At 72.8% G+C, this 22,563-nt stretch carries 24 protein-coding genes; 13 read left to right on the forward strand and 11 right to left on the reverse strand.

The annotated features are described in order from the left end of the window. Positions 1–7 precede the first annotated feature (7 nt). From ACZ6ZT_RS22945 to ACZ6ZT_RS22975, 7 genes are read right to left on the reverse strand one after another with little or no spacing between them, the layout of a single operon-like run. Positions 8–946: a type II secretion system F family protein gene (locus ACZ6ZT_RS22945; RefSeq protein ID WP_469721663.1), complete on the reverse strand. Its 939-nt coding sequence runs from the start codon at positions 944–946 to the stop codon at positions 8–10. Beyond that, complete coding sequence (locus ACZ6ZT_RS22950; RefSeq protein WP_469721664.1) at positions 943–2,289, reverse strand: CpaF family protein; 1,347 nt, start codon at positions 2,287–2,289, stop codon at positions 943–945. Before ACZ6ZT_RS22950 ends, ACZ6ZT_RS22945 begins: the two co-directional genes overlap by 4 nt. Beyond that, positions 2,286–2,663 (reverse strand): TadE/TadG family type IV pilus assembly protein, encoded by a 378-nt coding sequence (locus tag ACZ6ZT_RS22955; protein WP_469721665.1) that lies wholly within the window; start codon positions 2,661–2,663, stop codon positions 2,286–2,288. The genes ACZ6ZT_RS22950 and ACZ6ZT_RS22955 overlap by 4 nt, the downstream gene beginning before the upstream one ends. A 1-nt stretch (position 2,664) precedes the next feature. Next, a complete protein-coding gene (locus ACZ6ZT_RS22960; RefSeq protein ID WP_469721666.1) occupies positions 2,665–3,054 on the reverse strand; it encodes a TadE/TadG family type IV pilus assembly protein in 390 nt (129 codons plus the stop codon). A gap of 3 nt (positions 3,055–3,057) precedes the next feature. Further along, positions 3,058–4,350 (reverse strand): AAA family ATPase, encoded by a 1,293-nt coding sequence (locus tag ACZ6ZT_RS22965; RefSeq protein WP_469721668.1) that lies wholly within the window; start codon positions 4,348–4,350, stop codon positions 3,058–3,060. A 7-nt stretch (positions 4,351–4,357) separates the two neighbouring features. Beyond that, positions 4,358–5,059: a Flp pilus assembly protein CpaB gene (gene cpaB, locus ACZ6ZT_RS22970; protein ID WP_469721669.1), complete on the reverse strand. Its 702-nt coding sequence runs from the start codon at positions 5,057–5,059 to the stop codon at positions 4,358–4,360. A gap of 40 nt (positions 5,060–5,099) precedes the next feature. Further along, positions 5,100–5,996 carry a hypothetical protein gene (locus tag ACZ6ZT_RS22975; protein ID WP_469721670.1) on the reverse strand — a complete coding sequence of 299 codons (897 nt, stop codon included), beginning with the start codon at positions 5,994–5,996 and terminating at the stop codon, positions 5,100–5,102. A gap of 355 nt (positions 5,997–6,351) precedes the next feature. On the opposite strand from ACZ6ZT_RS22975, the gene ACZ6ZT_RS22980 reads away from it, so the two are divergent. Both ACZ6ZT_RS22980 and ACZ6ZT_RS22985 read left to right on the forward strand, forming a co-directional pair. After that, positions 6,352–8,052 (forward strand): chitinase, encoded by a 1,701-nt coding sequence (locus ACZ6ZT_RS22980; RefSeq protein ID WP_469721672.1) that lies wholly within the window; start codon positions 6,352–6,354, stop codon positions 8,050–8,052. A gap of 125 nt (positions 8,053–8,177) precedes the next feature. Beyond that, complete coding sequence (locus tag ACZ6ZT_RS22985; RefSeq protein ID WP_469721673.1) at positions 8,178–9,515, forward strand: M14 family metallopeptidase; 1,338 nt, start codon at positions 8,178–8,180, stop codon at positions 9,513–9,515. Between the two features lie 64 nt (positions 9,516–9,579). Here the strand turns inward: ACZ6ZT_RS22985 and ACZ6ZT_RS22990 are convergent, their stop codons facing one another. Further along, positions 9,580–9,990 carry a RidA family protein gene (locus ACZ6ZT_RS22990; protein ID WP_469721674.1) on the reverse strand — a complete coding sequence of 137 codons (411 nt, stop codon included), beginning with the start codon at positions 9,988–9,990 and terminating at the stop codon, positions 9,580–9,582. After that, positions 9,987–10,814: an IclR family transcriptional regulator gene (locus tag ACZ6ZT_RS22995; protein ID WP_469721676.1), complete on the reverse strand. Its 828-nt coding sequence runs from the start codon at positions 10,812–10,814 to the stop codon at positions 9,987–9,989. Before ACZ6ZT_RS22995 ends, ACZ6ZT_RS22990 begins: the two co-directional genes overlap by 4 nt. Before the next feature lie 124 nt (positions 10,815–10,938). Here ACZ6ZT_RS22995 and ACZ6ZT_RS23000 point away from each other — a divergent pair, with 124 nt between their 5' ends. From ACZ6ZT_RS23000 to ACZ6ZT_RS23020, 5 genes are all read left to right on the forward strand, one after another. Next, entirely contained in the window at positions 10,939–12,219 is a 1,281-nt protein-coding gene (locus ACZ6ZT_RS23000) for an alanine racemase (RefSeq protein WP_469721677.1), read from the forward strand. A 2-nt stretch (positions 12,220–12,221) separates the two neighbouring features. Beyond that, entirely contained in the window at positions 12,222–13,820 is a 1,599-nt protein-coding gene (locus tag ACZ6ZT_RS23005) for an N-acyl-D-amino-acid deacylase family protein (RefSeq protein ID WP_469721679.1), read from the forward strand. 22 nt (positions 13,821–13,842) lie between these two features. Next, complete coding sequence (locus tag ACZ6ZT_RS23010; RefSeq protein WP_469721680.1) at positions 13,843–14,856, forward strand: YdcF family protein; 1,014 nt, start codon at positions 13,843–13,845, stop codon at positions 14,854–14,856. Positions 14,857–14,927: 71 nt separating this feature from the next. Then, on the forward strand, positions 14,928–15,122 hold the full coding sequence (locus ACZ6ZT_RS23015) for a hypothetical protein (protein ID WP_469721681.1): 195 nt from the start codon (positions 14,928–14,930) through the stop codon (positions 15,120–15,122). 113 nt (positions 15,123–15,235) lie between these two features. Then, complete coding sequence (locus tag ACZ6ZT_RS23020; RefSeq protein ID WP_469721683.1) at positions 15,236–15,688, forward strand: nitroreductase family deazaflavin-dependent oxidoreductase; 453 nt, start codon at positions 15,236–15,238, stop codon at positions 15,686–15,688. 22 nt (positions 15,689–15,710) lie between these two features. Here ACZ6ZT_RS23020 and ACZ6ZT_RS23025 read toward each other — a convergent pair whose 3' ends face one another. Then, positions 15,711–16,094 (reverse strand): hypothetical protein, encoded by a 384-nt coding sequence (locus ACZ6ZT_RS23025; protein WP_469721684.1) that lies wholly within the window; start codon positions 16,092–16,094, stop codon positions 15,711–15,713. Positions 16,095–16,203: 109 nt separating this feature from the next. Continuing rightward, the gene (locus ACZ6ZT_RS23030; protein WP_469721686.1) at positions 16,204–16,896 is read right to left on the reverse strand and encodes a DUF4386 domain-containing protein; all 693 of its coding nucleotides are present in this window, start codon (positions 16,894–16,896) and stop codon (positions 16,204–16,206) included. Between the two features lie 107 nt (positions 16,897–17,003). On the opposite strand from ACZ6ZT_RS23030, the gene ACZ6ZT_RS23035 reads away from it, so the two are divergent. The 6 genes from ACZ6ZT_RS23035 (at position 17,004) to ACZ6ZT_RS23060 (ending at position 22,503) form a co-directional block, all read left to right on the forward strand. Further along, positions 17,004–17,708: a TetR/AcrR family transcriptional regulator C-terminal domain-containing protein gene (locus ACZ6ZT_RS23035; protein WP_469721687.1), complete on the forward strand. Its 705-nt coding sequence runs from the start codon at positions 17,004–17,006 to the stop codon at positions 17,706–17,708. Positions 17,709–18,172: 464 nt separating this feature from the next. After that, entirely contained in the window at positions 18,173–18,826 is a 654-nt protein-coding gene (locus ACZ6ZT_RS23040; RefSeq protein ID WP_469721689.1) for a CatB-related O-acetyltransferase, read from the forward strand. A gap of 533 nt (positions 18,827–19,359) precedes the next feature. Then, complete coding sequence (locus tag ACZ6ZT_RS23045) at positions 19,360–19,983, forward strand: TetR/AcrR family transcriptional regulator (protein ID WP_469721690.1); 624 nt, start codon at positions 19,360–19,362, stop codon at positions 19,981–19,983. After that, positions 19,980–20,534 carry a dihydrofolate reductase family protein gene (locus ACZ6ZT_RS23050; RefSeq protein WP_469721692.1) on the forward strand — a complete coding sequence of 185 codons (555 nt, stop codon included), beginning with the start codon at positions 19,980–19,982 and terminating at the stop codon, positions 20,532–20,534. Before ACZ6ZT_RS23045 ends, ACZ6ZT_RS23050 begins: the two co-directional genes overlap by 4 nt. Before the next feature lie 243 nt (positions 20,535–20,777). Beyond that, entirely contained in the window at positions 20,778–21,989 is a 1,212-nt protein-coding gene (locus ACZ6ZT_RS23055) for a pyridoxal phosphate-dependent aminotransferase (RefSeq protein ID WP_469721693.1), read from the forward strand. 115 nt (positions 21,990–22,104) lie between these two features. Next, positions 22,105–22,503: an SCO4983 family protein gene (locus ACZ6ZT_RS23060; protein WP_469721695.1), complete on the forward strand. Its 399-nt coding sequence runs from the start codon at positions 22,105–22,107 to the stop codon at positions 22,501–22,503. Positions 22,504–22,563: the final 60 nt, after the last annotated feature.

Consider the following 22,563-nt stretch of genomic DNA (forward strand, 5'->3'; position numbering starts at 1 on the left):
GCCCCCCTCACACGTCGATCTTCGACAGCCGGCGGATCAGTACGAAACCCAGCGCGAACAGCGCCAGCGACACGATGACCGCCACCTGCCCCAGGAACGCCCCGGTCATCCGGTCCAGCGCCCCCGGCATCATCGCGTTGACCAGCAGCAGCGAGCCGAGCCCGATGACCGGGACCAGGTACGCGGTCACCGTCACCTGCGAGAGCTGCGTACGGATCTCCCTGCGCGTCTCCTTGCGCTGTTCCAGGGTCACCGTGAGGTTGCGCAGGCTGCCGACGATGGCGCCGCCCGCGCGGGCGGAGAGGACCAGGGTGGAGACGAGGACGACCAGTTCGCGGGAGGGCAGCCGGTCCACGATCTCGCCGAGGGCCTCCTCGATGGAGTGGCCGACGGCGAGCCGGTCCGCGACCCGGGCCAGTTCCTCGCCCGCCGGGGCCTCCAGCTCCTCGGCCGCCATCGCGATGGCGGTGCGCAGGGCGAGTCCGGCCTGGGTGGCGTTGGCCAGGATGCGGGCGAGTTCGGGGAGCTGGTTGATGAACCGCTCCGTGCGGCGGGCGCGCTGCCAGTTCAGGAAGGCGCTGGCGGCCCAGAGCCCGACCAGCCCGGCCACCGGCCCGAAGAAGGGCGCCAGCAGGGAGGCGCAGACCAGCCAGGTCCCGGCCACGGCCAGCAGCATGTAGACGAAGAACTCGCCCGGGGTGAGGTCGAGCCCCGTCGTCGCCAGCTTCAGCTCGATGCGGCGGCCCAGCCCGGTCCGGCGCAGCCGGCGGTCCACGCCCCGGAAGCGGCGTCTGCGCCCGGCCGGCGGGGGTGCGCCGCTCGCCGAGAGGCGTTCGACGAGCGCGGCACGCTGCGCGAGCCCGGCCGCGTACGCGTGCACCCCGAGGGCCGTGAACAGCCCGGCGAGCAGGGTCGCGCCGAGGGTGAGGAGGACGAGGTGGGTCACAGGACGGTCCGGGAGGTCAGCGGGTCGAGGAGGGCGTCGGGCGGGGCCACGCCGAAGGCCTGGGGGATCGGCTGGCCGGTCATGTAGAGGCGCTCCGCGACCCGGCGCGGCAGCGGGGCGTACGCGAAGTAGCCGCGGACGCGCCCGTCGGGCCCCATGGGCTCGGCGGCGAAACGGCAGACGGTGGTGATGCGGAAGGGCTCGCGGCCGTGGGATTCCAGGAGGGAGATCTCCGTGATGCGGCGCGAGCCGTCACCGAAGCGGGTGAGCTGCACGATGACGTTGACGGCGCTGTTGATCTGGTCCTGGAGCGCCTCGTAGGGGATCTCCACCTCCGACATGGAGGCGAGGGTCTGGAGCCGGGTCAGGGCGTCGGCGCTGCTGTTGGCGTGCACGGTGGCGAGGGAGCCGTCGTGGCCGGTGGACATCGCCTGGAGCATGTCCAGGGTCTCGCCGCCGCGCACCTCGCCGACGATGATGCGGTCGGGGCGCATGCGCAGGGAGTTGCGTACGAGGTCGCGGATGGTGATCTGGCCCTTGCCCTCCACGTTCGCCGGGCGGGATTCGAGCCGGATCACGTGCGCCTGCTGGAGCTGGAGTTCGGCGGAGTCCTCGATGGTGATGATGCGCTCGCCCTCGGGGATCAGTCCGGAGAGGGCGTTGAGGAGGGTGGTCTTGCCGGTGCCGGTGGCCCCGGACACGATCACGTTCATCTTCGCCTGCACCAGCCCGGACAGCAGCAGGAGCATCTGCTCGTCCAGGGAGCCGAGGGCGATCATCTCCGGCAGGGTGAAGGCGCGCGGGAAGCGGCGGATGGTGAGGGTCGCGCCGGTCAGCGACAGCGGCGGGATGATGACGTTGACGCGCTCGCCGCTGGGCAGGCGCGCGTCGACCATCGGATTGGCCTCGTCCACGCGGCGGTTGACGGTGGAGACGATGCGCTCGATGGTCTGCATCAGCTGCTCGTGCGAGGCGAAGCGGATCGGGAGCTGCTCGACCCGCCCGGAGCGTTCGACGAAGATCTGGTCGGGGCCGTTGACCATGATCTCGGAGATGGAGGCGTCTTCGAGGAGCGGTTCGAGGACGCCGAGGCCGAGTGCCTCGTCGACGACCCGGCGGATCAGCTGGGCGCGCTCGGCGGTGGACAGGACGGGGCCCTCGCGGCTGATGATGTGCCCGAGCACGCGCTCCAGGCGCGCGCGGCGCTCGGCGGGCGCGAGCGCGGACATCTCGGCGAGGTCGATCTCCTCCAGCAGCTTGGCCCGGTACGAGGAGACCAGCCGGCCGTCCTCGCGGGGGCTGTGGCGGTCGTCGGGGGTGCCGACCCGGGAACGCAGGCTCATGGACGGGCTCCGTTCGGGTCGTCGTCGGGCATGACGGCGGTGGCCGTGGCGTCCGGGACGCCGAGGCCGGGGATGAGGGAGTTGATCTTTATGGTCACGGTGGCGGTGACGGCGTCGGTGTTCTTGCTGACGCTCACCTCGGCGGCCAGCCCGCTGCGGACGGCCGCCTGACCGGCGGCGATCCCGCCCGAGCCCTTGCGCGCCTCCACCCGTGCCGCCGTCCGCGCCGCCGTGTCCGCCTGTTCGTGGACGTACGCGATCCAGCCGAGCTGGATCCCGCACAGCGCGACGAACAGCAGGATCGGGATGAAGCCGATGTACTCCAGGGCCACCTGGCCCCGGTCGGAGCGGATGCGCCGTAGTCGCCGTCCCATGTCACTCCGCCCCCTTCTCCATCGCCGCACCGCCGGTGCCGGTGATCTCGCCGAAGTTCAGCCCGGGGTAGAGGACCGGGATCTTGAGCCTGACCGTCGCCTTGTAGAGGTCGCCGGAGCGGCCGCAGTCGGTCACGAGGCCCCAGGCGCTCCCGATGTGCTCGGCCGCCGCCGCCTCGCAGAACCCACCATCCCCGTGCACCGCCCCCGCCCGCGCCGCCTCGTCCGCCGCGTTGCCCGCCAGCGAGAAGGCGTAACCGATCAGGACGCACTCCCACACCGCCGCCACGAGCAGCAGGATGAGCGGGACCATGCCGACGAACTCGACGGCCACCTGACCCCGGTCCCGGCCCTGGCCCCGCTCCGTCCTCCTGCGCCCGGCCGCCGCCACCGCTCAGCCCTCCCGGCCGCGCCGCAGCCGGGCCACCGGGCCGGTCGCCCGCACCGCCAGGGCGGAGCCCGCGGAGCCGCCCCGGCCGGCGCCGGGCTTCGGCGCCGCTCCCGGTGCCTCGCCCGGGGCGGCGAGCAGGCCGAGTTCGCCGGCCAGGGCCCACAGGGCCTGCTTCACCGTCGAGCGGTTGTCGAGGTCCTGCACCCGGCCCGCGTCCACCACCGCCTGGAGTTCCTTGAAGGCGGCCGGGACCGGGGTGCGGGTGGGCCGGGTCCTGGTGATCTTCTCGATGAGGGAGGGCTGGATCTCGGTGTGCCGGCTCCAGCGGTTCACCACCATCACGGTGTCCTCGGCCTTGCGCACCTGGAGCCGTTCCCACATCCGGACCATCCGCTTGGCGGCCCGTACGGAGACCACGTCCGGGGTGGTGACCATGACGGCCACGTCCGCGAGCTCCACTGCGGTGGCGTTGGCGCCGGTCACCTGGGTGCCGCAGTCGATGACGACGAGTTCATGGCGGGCGCGCAGGGCGCCGATGACGTGCCGGGCGGCCCGTTCGTCGACCTCCTCGCCCCGTTCGCCCTCCGCCGGGGCCAGCAGCAGGGCCAGGCCCGTACGGTCCTCGTACACGGCGTCCTGGAGGACGCGCGGGGAGATGTCCTGGATCCCGGCGAGGTCGGCGATGGAGCGGCGGAAGCGCACGTCGAGGTACGAGCCGACGTCCCCGGCCTGGAGGTCGAGGTCCACCAGGGCGGTGCGCCGGCCCGCCGCGGCGGCCGCCAGCGCGAACTGGACGGCGGCGAAGGTGGTGCCGACGCCGCCCTTGGCCCCGGTGACGGTGACCACCCGCCCTCCCGGCCCGGCCGGCACCTCGGGGCCCCGGCCCAGGTGGCGGCGTACGCCCGCGGCCCACTGGGCGGCGGCGTGGACGCGGGTGGCGAGCTCCTCGTAGCCCAGCGGCAGGCCGATCAGGCCGCGCGCCCCGGAGTCCATGGCGGCGGCGAAGAGCGCGGGCCCGGCGTCGGAGGAGATCAGCACCACGCCGACCGCCGGGAAGCGCAGGGCGACGTCGCGGATCAGCTCCAGCGCCGTGACGGGGCCGATCCGTTCGTGGACGAGCACCACCTCGGGCAGCTCGTCGAGGGACTCGGCGGCGAGCCGGCCCAGGGTGTCGAGCAGGGTGGTCGAGTCGGGCACGGGAGCGGCGGGTTCGGCGTCCGGGAGCTGGCTGAGCAGCGCCACGAGGGCGCGGGCGGCGTCCGGGTCGGCGGCCGCGGGGAGGATTCGGGTGGTCATCCGGGCCTCACTTGTCCCCGTCGAGGGTGTACGTGCGCTCGCCCGGGCCGGGTGCCGAATCGGTGCCGGGGGCCACCAGGGCCAGGCGGACGTGCTCGGCGAAGGACTCGGCGTACGCGACGCGCTGGGTGTCCTTGGTGTTCAGGGCGAAGGTGATCGGGACCGCCTCGGCGGGGCCCTTCTTGTCGCTGTCCTTGTCGAGGGGGGTGAGCTTGCCGACGTTCAGGACGCGGGCGTTCGAGACGATGATGACCGAGCGGTCGGGGTCGGTGTCCTTGGCGCCCTTGAAGGTGGCGAGGATGTTGACCTTGGCGCCGGAGGTGATCTTGCCGGCCACGCCCGTGGCCGCGTCGATCATGATGGCGATCTCCTGCTCGCCCGGCTGGAGCCGGGGCTGGTCGACGTACATGTCGCTCTGGAGCAGCGAGCCGCGCTTGAGGGTGGTGAGCGCGATCTTGCCCTGGAGCGCGCCGAGGTCGGTGACGGCGGTGTCGGAGAGCCACCGCTTGGGGACCTTGACCTGCTCGAACTGCCCGGCTCTGAGCGGGCTGTACGGGGCGATGTCGCCCTTGACCCGGTACGCGACGACCTCGGCCCCGACCTTGGAGTTGACGTCGCCGATCACCACGAGGACTCCGGCGAAGGCCGCGAGGGCGCACAGGACCGACAGCAGGAGCAGGATGACGCCGCGGCGCTGGCGTGAGTTCATGAGCCGTACTACCTCGCCGTTCTTCGTTCGTTCGGGCCGGTCAGGATCTGGAGCGGGTACGGGTGCCGGTGCGGGCGGCGTCCTCCTCGGGCGGGGGCGCGGCCAGCGGGGCCGCGCAGAAGCCGCAGCGGTCGCCGATGAGTTCGAGCCCGCACCAGCGGCACTCCTCGCGGCGGACGGAGGCGACGAGCTGGTAGAGCACGGAGACGTCGGGGATGGCGGCGGCGAACTCGACGAGCTTCGGGGTCGCCCACCAGCCGGCCGAGTCGGCGGGCAGCGGGTGCTCCATGACGCCCTGCACCTGCCAGGCGGGGGCCAGTTCGGCGCTCACCCAGTCGGAGGACAGGGCGCCGCGGGCGAAGGTGAGGTGCGTGGCGAAGCCGGGTCCGGGCGGCACGGCCCCGGCTCCCGCCGCCGCCTGGCCGGAGGCGCCGAGCCGGGCCAGGTGCGGCTGCGGGTGGGCGAGGACGGCGAACTGCGCGCTCGGTGACCAGGACCGGGCGTGGGCCTTCAGGCCGACGGGTATCCGGTCCAGCTTGGCGACGGTGCCGAGCAGGGCGCCCGCGTAGATGTAGTGGGACAGCAGCCGGGCGGCGGAGGCGATCACTCCGGGACTGAAGTCGCAGACGGTGAGCTGGCGCAGCTGACGGACCAGCACGGCGGTGCCCAGCGGCGGGAGGTCGACGTCGAGGAGCGCTATCCGGTCGGTTTCCAGGATGGCCCGTACGGTGTGCAGCCGGCGGACGGTCGCGGCGGGCAGCCAGGGCGGGACGACGGCCACGAGGTGGCCGTGCCGTTCCAGCAGGGCGGTGGTCTCGGCGAGCGCCGCTTCCAGGCCGGCTTCGGCGGGCGGGCGCAGGACGGCGGCGCCGGGGGTGTGCCGGTCGGGGGCGGGCAGCACCAGATCGGCACTGGTGACAGCGATGGCGGTCGGCACGCGAATCCCCCCGTTCACCCGGTGCGCGGCGCCGGTTCGCGTGGCCGTCACGTACGCGCACAACATGCGCGACCGCAAACGATCAGCGCCCTTCCCCCTTGCCCCAGCACCATATCCGCGTCGCCCCTGACAGGGCAGGGCCTTGCCGATTCCCGTGCGGGAAGCCCCGGTTACAGGTGGCCGGAAACCCGGACAACAGGGATCGGGAGCCCGCTCGTTTCAAGCCACTTCGCAAAGACCCTTGACAGGGAGATTGGTCTGGACCAACTTGGCCGCACCGGCACTTCATCACGGGGACCCCCACTCCCCCTCCGGCCCGTTCCCGCTGTTCCCTTCCTCCCCCCACGGAGCCCACGTGAACCGCATACGCTCCCTCGCCCTGCTGGGCGCCGCCACCCTCGCCGCGGGCGGGCTGACCGCCCTCGCGGCGGGCACCGCCCAGGCCGCGGACGTCAACGTCGCCCGCAACGGCGGCTTCGAGTCCGGGCTCGCCGACTGGTCCTGCACCGGGGGCAGCGGCGCCGCCGTCTCCTCCCCCGTCTTCTCCGGGGCCGGCGCCCTGCGCGCCACCCCGGCGGGCTCGGACAACGCGCAGTGCGCCCAGACCGTCACGGTCAAGCCGAATTCCACGTACACGCTGAGCGCCCAGGTGCAGGGCTCGTACGTGTACCTCGGCGCGACCGGCACCGGCGCCCAGGACGTCTCCACCTGGACCCCCGGCTCCGGCGGCGGCTGGCAGAAGCTGTCGACCACCTTCACCACCGGCCCGAGCACCACCCGGGTCACCGTCTGGACCCACGGCTGGTACGGCCAGCCCGCCTACACGGTGGACGAGTTCAGCGTCTTCGGCCCGGACGGGGGCGGCGGCACCGATCCCGGCCCGAGCGTGCCGGGCGCGCCCGCCGGGGCCGCCGTTTCCGGCCAGAGCGCGAACGGGCTCACCCTTTCGTGGAACGCGGTCAGCGGGGCGAGCGGCTATCACGTCTACCAGGACGGGGTCCGCGTCCGGACCGTCTCCGGCGCCCCCGTCCAGATCACCGGGCTCGCCGCGGCCACCTCGTACTCCTTCCAGGTGAGCGCGTACAACGCGGCGGGCGAGGGGCCCCGGTCGGCGCCGGTCACCGGCACCACCACCGGCGGCGGCAACCCGGACCCGAACCCGAACCCGTCGGTGCCCCGGCACGCCCTGACCGGCTACTGGCAGAACTTCAACAACGGCGCGACCGTCCAGAAGATCTCCGACGTCTCCGCCCAGTACGACATCATCGCCGTCTCCTTCGCCGACGCCACGAGCACGCCCGGCGCCATCGCCTTCAACCTGGACTCGGCGGGCCTCGGCGGGTACACCGTCGCCCAGTTCAAGGCCGACGTCGCGGCGAAGAAGGCGGCCGGGAAGTCCGTCATCCTCTCCATCGGCGGCGAGAAGGGCACCATCTCGGTGAACGACTCCGTCTCCGCGAACAACCTGGCGGACTCGGCGTACGCGCTGATGCGGGAGTACGGCTTCAGCGGCATCGACATCGACCTGGAGAACGGCCTCAACCCGACGTACATGACGCAGGCGCTGCGCGCGCTCGCGGCCAAGGCGGGCCCCTCGTTCGTACTGACCATGGCCCCGCAGACGATCGACATGCAGTCCACCCAGGGCGGCTACTTCAAGACGGCGCTCGCGGTCAAGGACATCCTGACCGTGGTCAACATGCAGTACTACAACAGCGGCGCGATGAACGGCTGTGACGGCAAGGTCTACTCCCAGGGCTCGGTGGACTTCCTGACGGCGCTGGCCTGCATCCAGCTGGAGGGCGGCCTCGACCCCTCACAGGTGGGCATCGGTGTCCCGGCCTCCCCCAGCGGGGCGGGCAGCGGCTACGTCTCCCCGACCGTCGTCAACAACGCCCTGGACTGCCTGGCCCGGGGCACGGGCTGCGGCTCCTTCAAGCCGTCGAAGACCTACCCGGGGCTGCGCGGCGCGATGACCTGGTCGACCAACTGGGACGCCAAGGCGGGTAGTGCCTGGTCCAACGCGGTGGGTCCCAAGGTCCACGGCCTCCCGTAGGCGGTAGGTGTGGGGGTGGCTGATTCGGTCCTGCGCGCACCAGCGACATATTGACCGGGACATGCCACGAGAGCACGCTGTGCGCGTCCGCACGGCTACCCCCACACTCCACCCCAGGAGAACGCATGCGGCTCCATCACCGCCGGAGGGCCGCCGTCACGGCGGCCCTGCTGGCCCTCGCGCTCGGCGCGCCCGCCTACGGAATGAGCGCGACGGCGGCACCGTCCCCGACCCCGTCGACCGCCACCCAGGACGAGGCGGTCGTCCAGTACGAGATCCAGGGCCCCTCCACGGCCGCCGAACGCACCGCGCTGCTCGGCGCCGGCGTCTCGATCGACGAGGTCGACGCCCGCTCGGTCGTGGTCAGCGCCGACCCCGCGCAGGCCAGGACGCTCCGGGCACGGGGTTACGTCCTCACCCCGCTGCCCGGACCGCCGGACCGCACCGAGCGCGGGATCGCGGCGAAGCCGATGGACTTCCCGTCGGCGGACTCGAAGTACCACAACTACGCCGAGGCGAACACCGAGATCGACCAGCTCATCGCCCAGTACCCCGGGATCATGAGCAAGCAGGTCATCGGTAAGTCGTACGAGGGCCGCAACCTCTACGCCATCAAGGTCAGCGACAACGTCGCCACCGACGAGGCCGAGCCCGAGGTGCTCTTCACCGCGCACCAGCACGCCCGGGAGCACCTCACGGTGGAGATGGCCCTCTACCTGCTCAAGGAGTTCGGCTCCAAGTACGGCACCGAACCCCGCGTCACCAACATGGTCGACGCGCGCGAGATCTGGATCGTGCCGGACCTCAACCCCGACGGCGGCGAGTACGACATCGCCACCGGCTCCTACCGCTCCTGGCGCAAGAACCGGCAGCCCAACAGCGGCTCGTCCTACGCCGGTACGGACCTCAACCGGAACTGGGACTACAAGTGGGGCTGCTGCGGCGGCTCCAGCTCCAGCAAGAGCTCCGAGACCTACCGCGGGCCCGCCGCCGCCTCCGCGCCCGAGGTCAAGGTGGTCTCCGACTTCGTGCGCAGCCGCGTCGTCGGCGGCAAGCAGCAGATCAAGGCCGCCATCGACTTCCACACCTACAGCCAGCTGGTCCTGTGGCCCTTCGGCTGGACCTACAACGACACCGCGCCCGGCATGACCGCCGACGACCTCGCCGCCTACAAGAAGATCGGCACCGGCATGGCGGCCAGCAACGGCTACACGCCCGAGCAGTCCAGCGACCTCTACATCACCGACGGCACGATCGACGACTGGCTGTGGGGCACCCAGAAGGTCTTCGCGTACACCTTCGAGATGTACCCGTCCGACTCCGGCGGCGGGGGCGGCTTCTACCCGCCCGACGAGGTGATCGACCGCGAGACGTCGCGCAACAAGGAGGCCGTGCTCCAGCTCCTGGAGAACGCGGACTGCATGTACCGCTCCATCGGCAAGGAAGCGCAGTACTGCTCCTAGCCCGCGGGCGATGAGCGAAAGGGGCGCCTCACCGCCAGGGGGGCGCCCCTGCCCCGCACCCGGCTCAGCCCAGGACGGCGAGCGCGTCGATCTCGACCAGCAGGCCGGCCGGGAGGCCGACGTAGACGGTGGTGCGCGCGGCCGGGGCGGAGGTGAGGCCCTGCTCCTCGAAGTAGGCGTTGTAGATCTCGTTCATCTCGGCGAAGTGGCCGGTGTCGGTCAGGTAGACGCGGATCATCACCGCGTCGTCCCAGCCCGCGCCGCCCGCCTCCAGCACGGCGCGGACGTTCTCCAGCGTCTGGAGGGTCTGCTCGCGCAGCGTCGGCCCGGCCGGCGTCGGCGGCTGTCCCTCGACGCGCGGGAGGAAGCCGACCTGGCCGGCGACCTGGAGGATGTTGCCCTTGCGCACGCCGTGCGAGAACTTCGCGGGCGGGGCGGTGTGGCCGGCGGGGGTGATGGCGGTCTTCTCGGTCACGGAATTTCCTCGTCCTCGTCCTGTGGTTCTGCTGCTTCGGATTCGAGTGCTGCTTCCGGCGGCGCGTCCGCAAGCGGATCCGCCGCCGTACCGGAGTACTCCCGGCTGATGATGTCGGCAGTGCGCCGCACCAGGGGCAGCAGTTCGAGCAGTTCTCCGGCGCCGATCACCACCCCGGGCGCCGAGACGGACATCGCGGCGACCACCCGCCCGCCGGGCCCGCGCACCGGAGCGCCCACGCAGTTCAGCGCCTCCTCGTGGCCGCCCAGGTCGGCGGCCCAGCCCTGTTCCCGTACGAGGGCCAGCTCGCGCAGGAACGCCTCGGCGTCCGGGGTCGAGCGGGAGGTGTAGCGCGGGTAGTCGATCCGCCCGGCCAGGGCGCGCCGGTCGGCCTCCGGCAGGTCGGCCAGCAGCAGCTTGGCGACGGCGGCGACGGTCAGCGGCACGGGCCTGCCGATACGGGAGTACATGCGCACCGGGTAGCGGCTGTCGACCTTGTCCACGTACACCACCTCGTCGTCCTGGTGCAGGGCGAGGTGGACGGTGTGGCCGGTCCGCCGGTTCAGCTCGACCAGGTGCGGATGGGCCACGTCGCGGACGTCGAGGTTCTCGACCGCCTCCGCCGCGAGCGCGAACAGCCCCGCCCCGAGCCGGTAGCGGCCGTCCGGCTGCCGGTAGGCGAGGCCGTGCGCCTGGAGGGTGCGCAGCAGCCGCAGGGCCGTGCTCTTGTGCACGCCGAGTGCGCCGGCCACCTCGCCGAGGCCCGCCGGGCCCTTCGCCAGCGCGGGCAGGATGCGCAGCGCCCGTTCCACCGACTGGCTCACGCGTGCCCTCCGTACGTCGGTGGAACCGGGCACCGTTGACCCGTCGTCATCGGGGATGTTAGACACCAGGAGCACCACCCGCAACGAGTGTTGCGCATCACGCAACACACGAGGAGGCACCCGCATGGCCAGCGACGCAGTCCGACGGCTCGCCGACGAGCCGGTCGACCACCGGTTCAAGGGCCTCCCCCCGGACGCCGAGGCCGCCGGCCTCACCGTCGGCGCGCTCGCCGCCCAGGCCCGCGACCTGTACACCGGCGGGTTCACCACCCCCGTCCTGACCCTCGACGCGGACGCCCTGGAGCACAACCTCACCGCGCTCGGCACCTACGCCCGCCGCCACGACCTGGCCTTCGCCCCCCACGGCAAGACCTGCATGGCCCCGCAGCTCTTCGAGCGCCAGCTGGAGCACGGCGCCTGGGGCATCACCGCCGCCGTCCCCCACCAGGCCCGCGTCTACCGCGCCTTCGGCATCCGGCGGATCTTCCTCGCCAACGAGCTCGTCGACCCCGCCGCCCTGCACTGGGTGGCCGCCGAACTCGCCGCCGACCCCGACTTCCGCTTCATCTGCTACGTCGACTCCGTGCGCGGCGTCCGCCTCATGGACGCCGCCCTCCGGGGCCGGGGCGCCGTCGTGGACGTGGTCGTGGAACTCGGCGCCGGCGAAGGCGCCCGCACCGGGGCCCGCGGCGACGACGACTGCCGCGCCGTCGCCGACGCCGTCGCCGAGGCCGCCACCCTGCGCCTGGTGGGCATCGCCGGGTACGAGGCCGAGGTGCCCGGCGCCGACCCGGACACCGTCCACGCCTACCTGCGCCGCCTCACCTCCCTCGCCGTCGAGTTCGACGCGGCCGGGCGCTTCGGGGCCGGCCTGGAGGAGATCGTCGTCAGCGCGGGCGGCTCGGCCTGGTTCGACGCCGTCGCCGACGTCTTCGCCGCCCTCCCGAAGCTGTCCCGGCCGGTCCTGAAGCTGCTGCGCTCGGGCGCGTACGTCTCCCACGACCACGGCTGGTACACCCGGCTGACCCCCTTCAACCGGGTCCCCGGGGAGGGCGGCCTGCGCCCCGCCTTCCGGCTGTGGACCCAGGTGGTCTCCCGGCCCAGCCCCACCCAGGCCTTCGTCAACGCCGGCAAGCGCGACATCGCCTACGACCTCGGCCTGCCCGAGGCCGAACTGGTCCGCGACGCCCTCACCGGCGAGACGCGGCCCGCCACCGGCGTCCGCGTCGTCAAGCTCTCCGACCAGCACGCCTGGCTGGAGACCGGCTCCGCCGACGACGTGCAGGTCGGCGACTGGGTGGCGCTCGGCATGTCCCACCCCTGCACCATCTTCGAGAAGTGGCCGCTGATCCCGCTGGTCCAGGCCGACGGCACCGTCACCGACTACGTCCGCACCTTCTTCTAGCCGTGGACCTCGTCATCCGGGGGGCCCGCGTCGCCGACGGCACGGGCCGCCCGGCCCGCACCGCCGACGTCGCCGTCCACGAGGGCCGCATCACCGCCGTTGGCCGGATCCCGGGCGGCGCACGCCACACGCTCGACGCCCGGGGGCTGGTCCTGGCCCCCGGGTTCATCGACATGCACGCCCACAGCGACCTCGCGCTGCTGCGCGACCCCGACCACAGCGCCAAGGCCGCCCAGGGCGTGACCCTCGAAGTCCTGGGCCAGGACGGCCTCTCCTACGCGCCCGCCGACGAGCGGACCCTCGCCGCCGTGCGCACCGCCATCGCCGGCTGGAACGGACCCGGCGACGACGTCGACTTCGACTGGCGCACCGTCGGCGGCTACCTCGACCGCCTCGACCACGGCTTCGACGGGCAGGGCATCGCCGTCAACGCCGCCTACCTCGTCCCCCAGGGCACCGTCCGCGCGTACGCCCTCGGCTGGGACGACCGGCCCGCCACCCGCGCCGAGCTCGACCGGATGCGCCGGCTCGTCGCCGAGGGGCTGGAACAGGGCGCCGTCGGCCTGTCCTCCGGCCTCACCTACACCCCCGGCATGTACGCCACCGGGTCCGAACTCACCGCCCTGTGCCGGGTCGTGGCCGCGTACGACGGCTACTACTGCCCCCACCACCGCTCGTACGGCCGGGGTGCGCTCGGCGCCTACGCCGAGATGCTCGCCCTGGCCCGCGAGGCGGGCTGCGCCCTGCACCTCGCGCACGCCACCATGAACTTCCCCGAGAACGAGGGCCGCGCCGGGGAACTCCTCGGCCTCCTCGACGCGGCCCTCGCCGACGGCGCCGACGTCACCCTCGACAGCTACCCCTACACCCCGGGCTGCACCACCCTCGCCGCCCTGCTGCCCGGCTGGGCGCACGAAGGCGGCCCCGAAGCGCTCCTCGCCCGGCTGCGCGACGACACCACCGCCGAGCGGATCCGCCACGCCCTGGAGGTGGAGGGCGCCGACGGCTGCCACGGCGTACCGGTGCACTGGCCGTCGATCGAGGTCTCCGGCACCACCTCCGCCGCGTACGCCGGCCACGTCGGCACCCGCCTCGACGGCTGGGACACCGCCCGGCACCTGCTGCTCGGCGACCGGCTCGGCCCGGCCGTCCTCCAGCACGTCGGCCACGAGGGCAACGTCCGCGCGATCATGCGCCACCGCGTCCACACCGGCGGCTCCGACGGCATCCTGCACGGCGCGAAACCGCACCCCCGCGCGTACGGCACCTTCCCGCACTACCTCGGGCACTACGTCCGCGAGCTGGGCGTGCTCTCCCTGGAGGAGTGCGTGGCCCACCTCTCCGGCCGCCCGGCGGCGCGGCTGCGCCTGCCCGACCGGGGCCTGGTCCGCGAGGGCCACCGCGCCGACCTCGTGCTGTTCGACCCGGACACCGTGGCCGCCGGGTCCACGTACGAGCGCCCGCGCGCGCTGCCCACCGGGATCCCGTACGTCCTGATCGACGGGCGCTTCGTCATCCGCGACGGCCGCCGCACCGACGTCCTGGCGGGACGCTCCGTACGCCGGACCCCCGCCCGGGCCCGGGCGCGGCGGCCTCGATGATCCGACCCATACGATGAACCGCATGGCCGCCGCGTTCCTCCTCCCCGCCCTGCTCTTCCTCGCCCTGTGCGCGAGCGCCTGGAAGGACCGCCGCCGCTTCAGCAACGCGGTGCTGCTCGGCCTGACCTGCCTCACCCTCTCCTTCGCGCTGCTCCTCCAGCTGACGGTGCTGCCGTCGTGGGCGGCGCTGTCCGTGCTGGTGCTCGCCCTCGCCCTGCCCACCGCCGGGGTCCTCGCTATCGGCGGCTTCCTCGTCGCCAACGGCGTGACCATGGTCCGCAGAGAAGGCCGCAGCCCCAACAACCTGCTGTCGCTGCTCGCGGGCCTCGGCATCTTCGGGATGACCGCGCTGCTGCTCACCGTCCCCTGGTTCGGCTCGCGCACCCTGAACGGCATCGCGGCCACCCTCACCCTGGTCGTCGCGTACGTCTCGTTCCTCTTCCTGTGCTTCCTCGGTTACGCCTTCCTCTACGGCCGGATCAAGGTCCGCGGCGACGTCGACCACGTGGTCATGCTCGGCTCCGGCCTGGTCGGCGGCGACCGGGTCCCGCCCCTGCTGGCCTCCCGCCTGCGCAAGGGCAGGGAGATCTACGCCGCCCAGCTGGCCCGCGGCGGCCGCCCGCCGGTGCTGCTCCCCTCGGGCGGCAAGGGCAGCGACGAGAAGGTCGCCGAGGCCCGGGCGATGGCCGACTGGCTGATCGCCGAGGGCGTCCCGGCGGAGCACATCGTGGCGGAGGACCGCTCCACCACCACCGAGGAGAACATGCTCTTCTCGCGCGAGCTGATGGAGGCGGCCGTCCCGGGCTACCGGTGCGTGGTGGTCACCAACAACTTCCACGCCTTCCGGGCCGCGATGATGGCCCGCAAGGCCGGGGTCAACGGCCAGGTCGTGGGCGCGCCGACCGCGCGCTACTTCCTGCCGAGCGCCACCCTGCGCGAGTTCGTCGCGGTGTTCTGGGAGCACCGGACGGTCAACCTCTGGATCTGCGGACTCCTGGTCGCCCTCGGCGCCGCCGCCACCCTCACCGCGGGCTGACGCCGTCCGAGGTGCGTTCTTGGGGCCGGGGCCGGACGATGGGGGCCTGGGGGGCACCGAGGGAGGTACCGATGGACAGTGAAACGGACCAGCAGGACCAGCGGCCCACCCGCTCGGACCAGCTCTTCACGGGTGGCGAGCGGCCGTACGACCCCGAGGACCTGGTGATGGCGACCGGGCACGACCCGACTCCGGAGCGGGTCGAGAAGGCACGCCGCCTGATGGAGGAGGAGGGCCCTCAGGTCATCGAGCGGTACCTGCCGTAGGGACGGCCGGGACCCGGGCCGGGAGCGCGGCCCGGGCCGGGTCCGTGGGCCGCGTGCGGAACAGAATCGGTGGGGGCTCGTTAGCCGTCCGGGGGCAGCGCCACGGAGGTCAGATGAACAGCGTCGCCGTCACCGTCGACTGGGACCACCCCACGGATCCGCGCCCCGGTCCACGGCTCGACCACGTCCGCACCTACGTCTCCAGCGGCGGCGCCGACGGGCACCTGTGGCACGGGGTCCCCACCCTGCTGCTCACCACGCTCGACCGGGCCACCGGCCGCACGGCGCGGACCCCGCTGGTCTACGGCCGGGACGCCGGCCGCCACCTCGTCGTGGCCGCCGCCTCGGGCGGCCCCGAACACCCCGCCTGGTACGGGAACCTCACGGCCCACCCGGAGGTCCGCCTCCAGGTGGGCGCGGACGTCTTCACGGCCCGGGCGCGCACGGCGACCCCGGTGGAGCGGGAGACGTACTGGGAGGCGATGACGGCGCTGTGGCCGCTCTTCGACGACTACCAGGCCGCGGCCTGGCCACGGGAGATCCCGCTGGTGATCATCGAGGCCTGACCGGGGCGGTCAGCTGCCCCGGTCAGCCGGTGGTGCGCCTGGTCCGCTCGTCGTCGGTGGGGGCGTCGAAGCGGACCGAGCGGACGAGCAGCCGGTCGCCGGCCTTGCGGCCGTGGGGCTTCAGCCGCCAGGTGCGGCCCTCGCAGCCGGTGCCGTCGTACACGGTCACCCAGGCGTCGGTGTCGTTGTGCGGGGCGTAGCCGGGGGCGGACTCGTCGGAGTCGACGCCGTAGAGGTCGATGCAGCGGTCGCTGCGCGGGTCGGGCAGGGTGACGGTCAGCTCGCGGTCCCCCTCACCGCGGAACGTGTAGTGGAACTCGCCGGTGGCGGCCAGCGCCGAGCCGGACATCGACAGGGTGAGCGCGAGGGCGCCGAGGGCGGCGCCGAAGGCGTTGCGGAGCTTCATGGGGCCGACCCTAGGAGGGCCGCGTCCGGCGAATCGATCCGTCACGGGCCGCCGCCGCGGCGCGTCCCCGCATCACCACCCTTTCGGGGCCGTCACCCTCGGGGCGGCCTCACGGGCGGTCACCCGTCGCGGCGGCCGCTTCGGCGCCCGTGCGGGGCCCGAACCCCCGCACGAGCAGCCACCCGGCGAACCCCAGCTCCCAGGCGAACACCGGCAGCGCGGCGACCGAGCCGGGGACGGAGAGCTGGGCGTACAGCCCGGCCGCCACGGCGACGGCCGAGGCGCAGATCAGCGGCCCGCCGACCAGCCCGAGCAGGGCGAGGGAGCGCGGCACGAGCCGCGCGCGGTGGGCGAGGAACGCCAGCAGGACGGTGTTCATCCCGAGGGCGACGTTGGGGCCCAGCAGGAACGTCCAGTCGTGCACGGCGACCAGCACGGCGTCGGCGGCGGCCGCACCGGGGGCCCCGGGTTCCCGCCGGAGGGTGACGAGCGCCAGTACGGCGACGATCCCGACGGCGATGAGGGCCGCCTCCAGCAGCCGCCCGCAGACGTAGCCGAGCGCGAGCCCCTCCCCGTGGCGCCGCAGGACGGGGAACAGCGCCGCCCCCGTACCGACCACCGCCACCACCAGCACCACCTCGCACAGCGCCCCGAGCAGGGCCGACGTGTCGGCGCCCTGGGCCAGCCGGCCGTCCGCCGCGCCGAGCAGGGGGCGGTACAGCACGGCCCCCGCGATGGCGGCGGCCTCGGTCAGCAGGAACAGCAGCCCGGCGGCCACCGCGGTTCTCCGGTCGGGGCCCATGTCTCGCTCCCCCTCGCTTCCACCGAGGTGTACGGCGTACACCTCCGGCTCTGACGGCGACCCTAGGTGTACGCCGTACACTCGTCAAGGTGGGAAGGGAGGCCGGAGTGACCCGAACGACGCGAACGACCCGAACGACCCGGCAGGAAGCCACGCAGCGCACCCCGCTCAACCGGGAACGGGTGCTGCGCGCCGCCGTCGCGCTCGCCGACGGCACCGGCATCGACGCGCTCAGCATGCGCAGGCTCGCGCAGGAGCTGGACGTCGTACCGATGGCCCTCTACAAGCACGTGGCCAACAAGGAGCAGCTCCTCGACGCCATGGCCGACGCCGTCGTCGCCGAGATCGACCCCCCGGGCACGGGCCCCGACTGGCGCCAGTTGGTCCGCGAACGGATCCTCTCGGCCCGCCGGGCCCTCCTGCGCCACCCCTGGGCGGCCCGGGTCATCGAGTCGCGGACCGGCCCCACCCCGGCCGTGCTGGAGTACCTGGACTCGATGGCCGGGATCCTCCGGGCCGGCGGCCTCTCCGCCGACCTCACGCACCACGCCATGCACGCGATGGGCAGCCGCCTGCTCGGCTTCAGCCAGGAACTGTTCGACGCATCGGGGGGCGAGGCCACCCCACCGGACCCGGCACTCGCCGAGCGCTACCCGCACATAGCGGAGCTGGCCACGACGGCCGCGCACGACGGGGGCTCCACGGTCGGCGGCGGCTGCGACGACCAGTCGGAATTCGAGTTCGCCCTGGACCTCCTCCTGGACGGCCTGGAACGCCTCCGCCACCAAGCCTGGACACCACGGCGGGGCTGAGGGGGGTGGGGGGGTCGGGGGTGGGCGGTGCACCCCCGACGCCCTCAGGGAGGGGCTGGGGCTGCCCGCCAGTCCATCGTCCTTCCGTGGCGGGCCAGTCCCTCAAGGGCGCTCCCTTCGGTCGCGTCGCTTCGCGATGGCCTTCGGCCACCCTTGACCGACCGACCCGCCACGGAATGCCAAAGACTGTCGGGAAGCCCCGAGGAACGGCCGGGAGGAACCTCCAGGCACCAGCCCCGTCAGAGAAGAGACGACGGGCCGGGCGCCGCCCACCACCCGACGCAAGGCTGAGACGATCCGACCGGCCCACACCACACAGCACACAGCAGGTCGCGACGCACTCCTGGTCCTTCAGTGTCTGCGAGCCGTCTCGGGCTGGACATAAGCCGCCCACGCTCCGGTGGACGGCTGACCTCACCTGGCGACGACGAGGCCGACGACGAGGGCGACTAGCGTGGCTCACCATGACTCAGCTGCCTGCGGATCCAACGGTGTTGCACCCCTTTCCCGACCAGCCGCGCGTGGTGTTGCTCAAACCGCTCGTGACGTCCGGGCTGATCGAGGTCGGCGAGTATTCGTACTACGACGATCCGGACGATCCGACCGCCTTCGAGACCCGCAACGTCCTGTACCACTACGGGCCGGAGAAGCTGGTCATCGGAAAGTTCTGCGCACTCGGCACCGGGGTGCGGTTCATCATGAACGGCGCCAATCACCGAATGGACGGCCCGTCCACCTTCCCCTTCCCCATCATGGGCGGATCGTGGGCTGAGCACTTCGACCTCATCACCGGACTGCCCGGACGCGGCGACACCGTCGTCGGCCATGACGTCTGGTTCGGGTACGACACGACGGTGATGCCCGGGGTCCGCATCGGACACGGCGCGATCATCGGGTCCGGAGCCGTCGTCGTCGACGACGTCCCCGACTACGGCATCGTCGGCGGCAATCCGGCACGACTCATCCGCACCCGCTACGACGCCCCCGACATCGCCCGCCTCCTGCGCCTCGGCTGGTGGGACTGGCCCATCGAACACATCACCGCACACGTACGCACCATCATGTCCGGCACGATCGAAGAGCTGGAGGCCGCCACCCCGACTTCCCACTCCCACTGACTCCTCGCACATCCCCCAATCACTGCCTCGTCGTCGCCAGGTGAGGTCAGCCGCCCACCGGAGCGTGGGCGGCTTATGTCCAGCCCGAGACGGCTCGCAGACACTGAAGGACGAGGGGTGCCATGCGGTCTGCTGTGTGGTGTGGGCCGGTCGGTTCGTCTCAGCGTTGCCTGGTGTGGTCGGGCGGCGCCCGGCTCGTCGTCTCGTCTCTGACGGGGCCGTGGGTCACGGGTTCCTCCCGGCCGTTCCTCGCGGCTTCCCGACAGTCTTTGGCATTCCGTGGCGGGTCGGTCGGTCAAGGGTGGCCGAAGGCCATCGCGAAGCGACGCGACCGAAGGGAGCGCCCTTGAGGGACCGGCCCGCCACGGAAGGACGATGGACTGGCGGGCAGCCCCAGCCCCTCCCTGAGCGCACCAGGGGTGCACCGCCCACCCCCGACCCCCTCCCCATACCCACCCGCCCCCCTTGCCCCGCCCGCCCCCTCTCCGCTTTAATAAATGACCAGCCATTCATTAACTCCCCCAGGAGCCCCCATGCCCGGCCGTCCCCGCACCCTTGATGACGCCGCCATCCTGCGAGCCGCCGTGGCCGTCATGGGGCGGGTCGGGCCCGGGGGGTTCACCCTGGGGGCCGTCGCGGGGGAGGTCGGGCTCGTGCCCGGGACGCTGTCGCAGCGGTTCGGGTCCAAGCGGGGGCTGCTGGTGGCCCTCGCCGAGCAGAGCGTGCGCGAGGTGGAGGCCCTGCACGCCGAGGCGCGGGCCGGGCACCCCGATCCGCTGGCCGCGCTTCGCGCCGTGACCGTCGACGCCGTGGCGGCGATGACGGACGCGAGGGCCTTCGCGCACCACCTGGCCTTCCTCTGCGCCGATCTCGCCGACCCCGAGCTCCACCAGCTCGCCCTGACCGTGCACCGGCGGCAGGAGGCCGCCGTACGGGCCCTGCTGGACGAAGCCGTCGCCGCCGGCGGCCTGCGCCCCGGCACCGACTGCGCGGCGTTGGCCGGCTTCGTCCAGGAAGCCGTCGCCGGGGCCGGGCTGCTGTGGGCCGTCGACCGGGTCGGCACGCTTCCCGGGCGGCGCCTGGCCGCGCTGGAGACCGCCTTGCGCCCCCACCTCCCCCTGCCCCGCCCCACCCCACGAGATGAGGACCCGGCATGACCACCACTCCCACCCGACCCGCCCGCCTCTTCCGCACCGCCGTCACCATCGGGGTCAGCCTGGACGGGTTCATCGCGCGCCCCGACGGGGACATCGAGTGGCTCACCTCGTACGACGCCGAGGAGGTCGGCGACACCGGCTACGAGGCGTTCATGGCCGGGATCGACACGCTGGTCATGGGCCGCAACACCTACGAGAAGGTGCTCACCTTCGGCTTCTGGCCCTACGAGGCCAAGCGCGTGGCCGTCCTGAGCACCACCCTCACCACCGACGACGCACGCGTCACCGTCCTGCGCTCCCTCGACGCGCTGCTGGCCTGGCTGGACGCCGAAGGCGCCCGGAACGTCTACGCGGACGGCGGCCGGGTCGTGCAGACCTTCCTCCGGGAGGGCCTGCTGGACGAGCTCACGATCACCACCGCGCCCGTCCTGCTCGGCTCCGGCATCCCGCTGTTCGGCGAACTCGGCGGCCGGGACGTCCACCTCACGCTCCGGTCCGCCAAGCCCCTGGGCGCGGGCTTCGCGCAGGCCACGTACGCGGTCCGCCACTGACCCGCCCGGCGCCCCGCCACCCCCGACGCCCCGCCCCGCCCCACCCCCGAGGTGACGAGCGCAACACTCCGACCTCCCGCCCCCGCCTTCCCTGATTCCGCAGGCCTCGCCCCCGGCGGGCCGCCGTTTCCAAGGGTGGATCCGGTCCCCACCCACCCTTCACGCGTAACGGGGCATTTCGCACCCCCACGTTCGGCTGAATTGGCGAAGCGGGCGGCGGGCGGGGACCCGTAAGCTCCCGTCATGCAGGTGATCCAGTCAACGAAACTCGCCAATGTCTGCTACGAGATCCGCGGACCCGTCCTCGAAGAGGCGATGCGGCTCGAAGCGGCAGGTCATCGCATCCTCAAGCTCAACACCGGCAACCCCGCGGCCTTCGGCTTCGAGTGCCCGCCGGAGATCCTTGAGGACATGCTGCGCAACCTGGGCCACGCCCACGGTTACGGGGACGCGAAGGGCCTGCTCTCGGCGCGCCGCGCGGTCATGCAGCACTACCAGACCAAGGGCATCGAGCTGGACGTCGAGGACATCTACCTCGGCAACGGCGTCTCCGAGCTGATCCAGATGTCGATGCAGGCGCTGCTGGACGACGGCGACGAGGTGCTGGTCCCCGCCCCGGACTACCCGCTGTGGACCGCCTCGGTGAGCCTGGCCGGCGGCACGGCGGTGCACTACCGCTGCGACGAGCAGTCGGACTGGATGCCGGACCTCGCCGACGTCGAGCGCAAGATCACGGACCGCACCCGGGCGCTGGTGATCATCAACCCGAACAACCCGACGGGCGCCGTCTACGACGACGAGATGCTGCGCGGGCTGACGGACATCGCCCGCCGCCACAACCTGATCATCTGCTCGGACGAGATCTACGACCGGATCCTCTACGACGGCACCACGCACACCAACACCGCCGCCATCGCGCCCGACCTGCTGACGCTCACCTTCAACGGCCTGTCGAAGAACTACCGCGTCGCCGGCTTCCGGGCCGGCTGGATGGCGGTCTGCGGCCCGAAGAAGCACGCCTCGTCGTACATCGAGGGCCTGACGATCCTCGCGAACATGCGTCTGTGCGCGAACATGCCCTCGCAGCACGCCGTCGCCACCGCCCTCGGCGGCCGGCAGTCGATCCAGGACCTGGTCCTGCCGGGCGGACGGATCCTGGAGCAGCGCAACGTCGCTTACGACCTGCTCACCCGGATCCCCGGCGTGACGTGCGTGAAGCCGAAGGGCGCGCTGTACGCCTTCCCGCGGCTCGACCCGTCCGTCTACAAGATCAAGGACGACCGCCAGATGGTCCTCGACCTGCTGCGGGCCGAGAAGATCATGGTGGTGCACGGTACGGGCTTCAACTGGCCCGATCCGGACCACTTCCGGATCGTGACCCTGCCCAACGCGAAGGACCTCGCGGACGCGGTGACGCGGATCGGGAACTTCCTGGAGGGGTACGCGCAGCCGTAGCGGGGCGGGTGGGCGGGGCGGGGAGCCGCTCCAGCCACACTCAATCAGGATTCAACTCAACTTTAGACGGGTTCCAATGTAGGATGGGTCTCCTAACCACGCAGGAGGCCTCCTCATGTACGAGCCGATCCGCTCCAAGCCGGTCGTCCACCGCGAGGGCGTCCGTCCCGGCGACAACGACTACCCGCACCGCAGCCGCGCGGAGGCGCTGGACATCCAGCTCGCCGGGCACCTCTCGGCGCTGCTCGCCCTGACCGACGAGCTCGGTCTGGACGAGGCCGCCGAGCAGATCGCCGCCCAGGTGGCGCGGCTGCGCGGAGCCCGCCCGGCCCGCGCGGCGGGGCACTCCACCGAGGACCGGACCGCCCTGCACCGGCGGGCCCACGACCTCGCCGCCCGCGCCCTGCTCGTCGCCGCGTCCCGCGCCGACACCACCGCGGCGATCCTCGCCGCCGAGCGCATGGACGCGCACGCCGCCGCCCTCGACTCCGTCGACCTGGCCGGCGCCCACTGACGGCCCCGGTCCGGGGCCGCGGAGGCTCCGGACCGGGTGCCATGACATTGCGGGGCAGTG

This window comes from Streptomyces sp. NPDC102258 (genome assembly GCF_055584685.1).

What these genes read in the sequence shown, in the direction of transcription:
- ACZ6ZT_RS23010 (WP_469721680.1), top strand. Translation starts at nt 13,843, where the DNA reads ATGGCCGCCGCGTTCCTCCTCCCCGCCCTGCTCTTCCTCGCCCTGTGC.
- ACZ6ZT_RS22985 (WP_469721673.1), top strand. Translation starts at nt 8,178, where the DNA reads ATGCGGCTCCATCACCGCCGGAGGGCCGCCGTCACGGCGGCCCTGCTG.
- ACZ6ZT_RS22965 (WP_469721668.1), bottom strand. Translation starts at nt 4,350, where the DNA reads ATGACCACCCGAATCCTCCCCGCGGCCGCCGACCCGGACGCCGCCCGC.
- ACZ6ZT_RS22950 (WP_469721664.1), bottom strand. Translation starts at nt 2,289, where the DNA reads ATGAGCCTGCGTTCCCGGGTCGGCACCCCCGACGACCGCCACAGCCCC.
- ACZ6ZT_RS23060 (WP_469721695.1), top strand. Translation starts at nt 22,105, where the DNA reads ATGTACGAGCCGATCCGCTCCAAGCCGGTCGTCCACCGCGAGGGCGTC.
- ACZ6ZT_RS23025 (WP_469721684.1), bottom strand. Translation starts at nt 16,094, where the DNA reads ATGAAGCTCCGCAACGCCTTCGGCGCCGCCCTCGGCGCCCTCGCGCTC.
- cpaB (WP_469721669.1), bottom strand. Translation starts at nt 5,059, where the DNA reads ATGAACTCACGCCAGCGCCGCGGCGTCATCCTGCTCCTGCTGTCGGTC.
- ACZ6ZT_RS23015 (WP_469721681.1), top strand. Translation starts at nt 14,928, where the DNA reads ATGGACAGTGAAACGGACCAGCAGGACCAGCGGCCCACCCGCTCGGAC.
- ACZ6ZT_RS23020 (WP_469721683.1), top strand. Translation starts at nt 15,236, where the DNA reads ATGAACAGCGTCGCCGTCACCGTCGACTGGGACCACCCCACGGATCCG.
- ACZ6ZT_RS23055 (WP_469721693.1), top strand. Translation starts at nt 20,778, where the DNA reads ATGCAGGTGATCCAGTCAACGAAACTCGCCAATGTCTGCTACGAGATC.
- ACZ6ZT_RS23050 (WP_469721692.1), top strand. Translation starts at nt 19,980, where the DNA reads ATGACCACCACTCCCACCCGACCCGCCCGCCTCTTCCGCACCGCCGTC.
- ACZ6ZT_RS23045 (WP_469721690.1), top strand. Translation starts at nt 19,360, where the DNA reads ATGCCCGGCCGTCCCCGCACCCTTGATGACGCCGCCATCCTGCGAGCC.
- ACZ6ZT_RS23030 (WP_469721686.1), bottom strand. Translation starts at nt 16,896, where the DNA reads ATGGGCCCCGACCGGAGAACCGCGGTGGCCGCCGGGCTGCTGTTCCTG.
- ACZ6ZT_RS23000 (WP_469721677.1), top strand. Translation starts at nt 10,939, where the DNA reads ATGGCCAGCGACGCAGTCCGACGGCTCGCCGACGAGCCGGTCGACCAC.
- ACZ6ZT_RS23040 (WP_469721689.1), top strand. Translation starts at nt 18,173, where the DNA reads ATGACTCAGCTGCCTGCGGATCCAACGGTGTTGCACCCCTTTCCCGAC.
- ACZ6ZT_RS22955 (WP_469721665.1), bottom strand. Translation starts at nt 2,663, where the DNA reads ATGGGACGGCGACTACGGCGCATCCGCTCCGACCGGGGCCAGGTGGCC.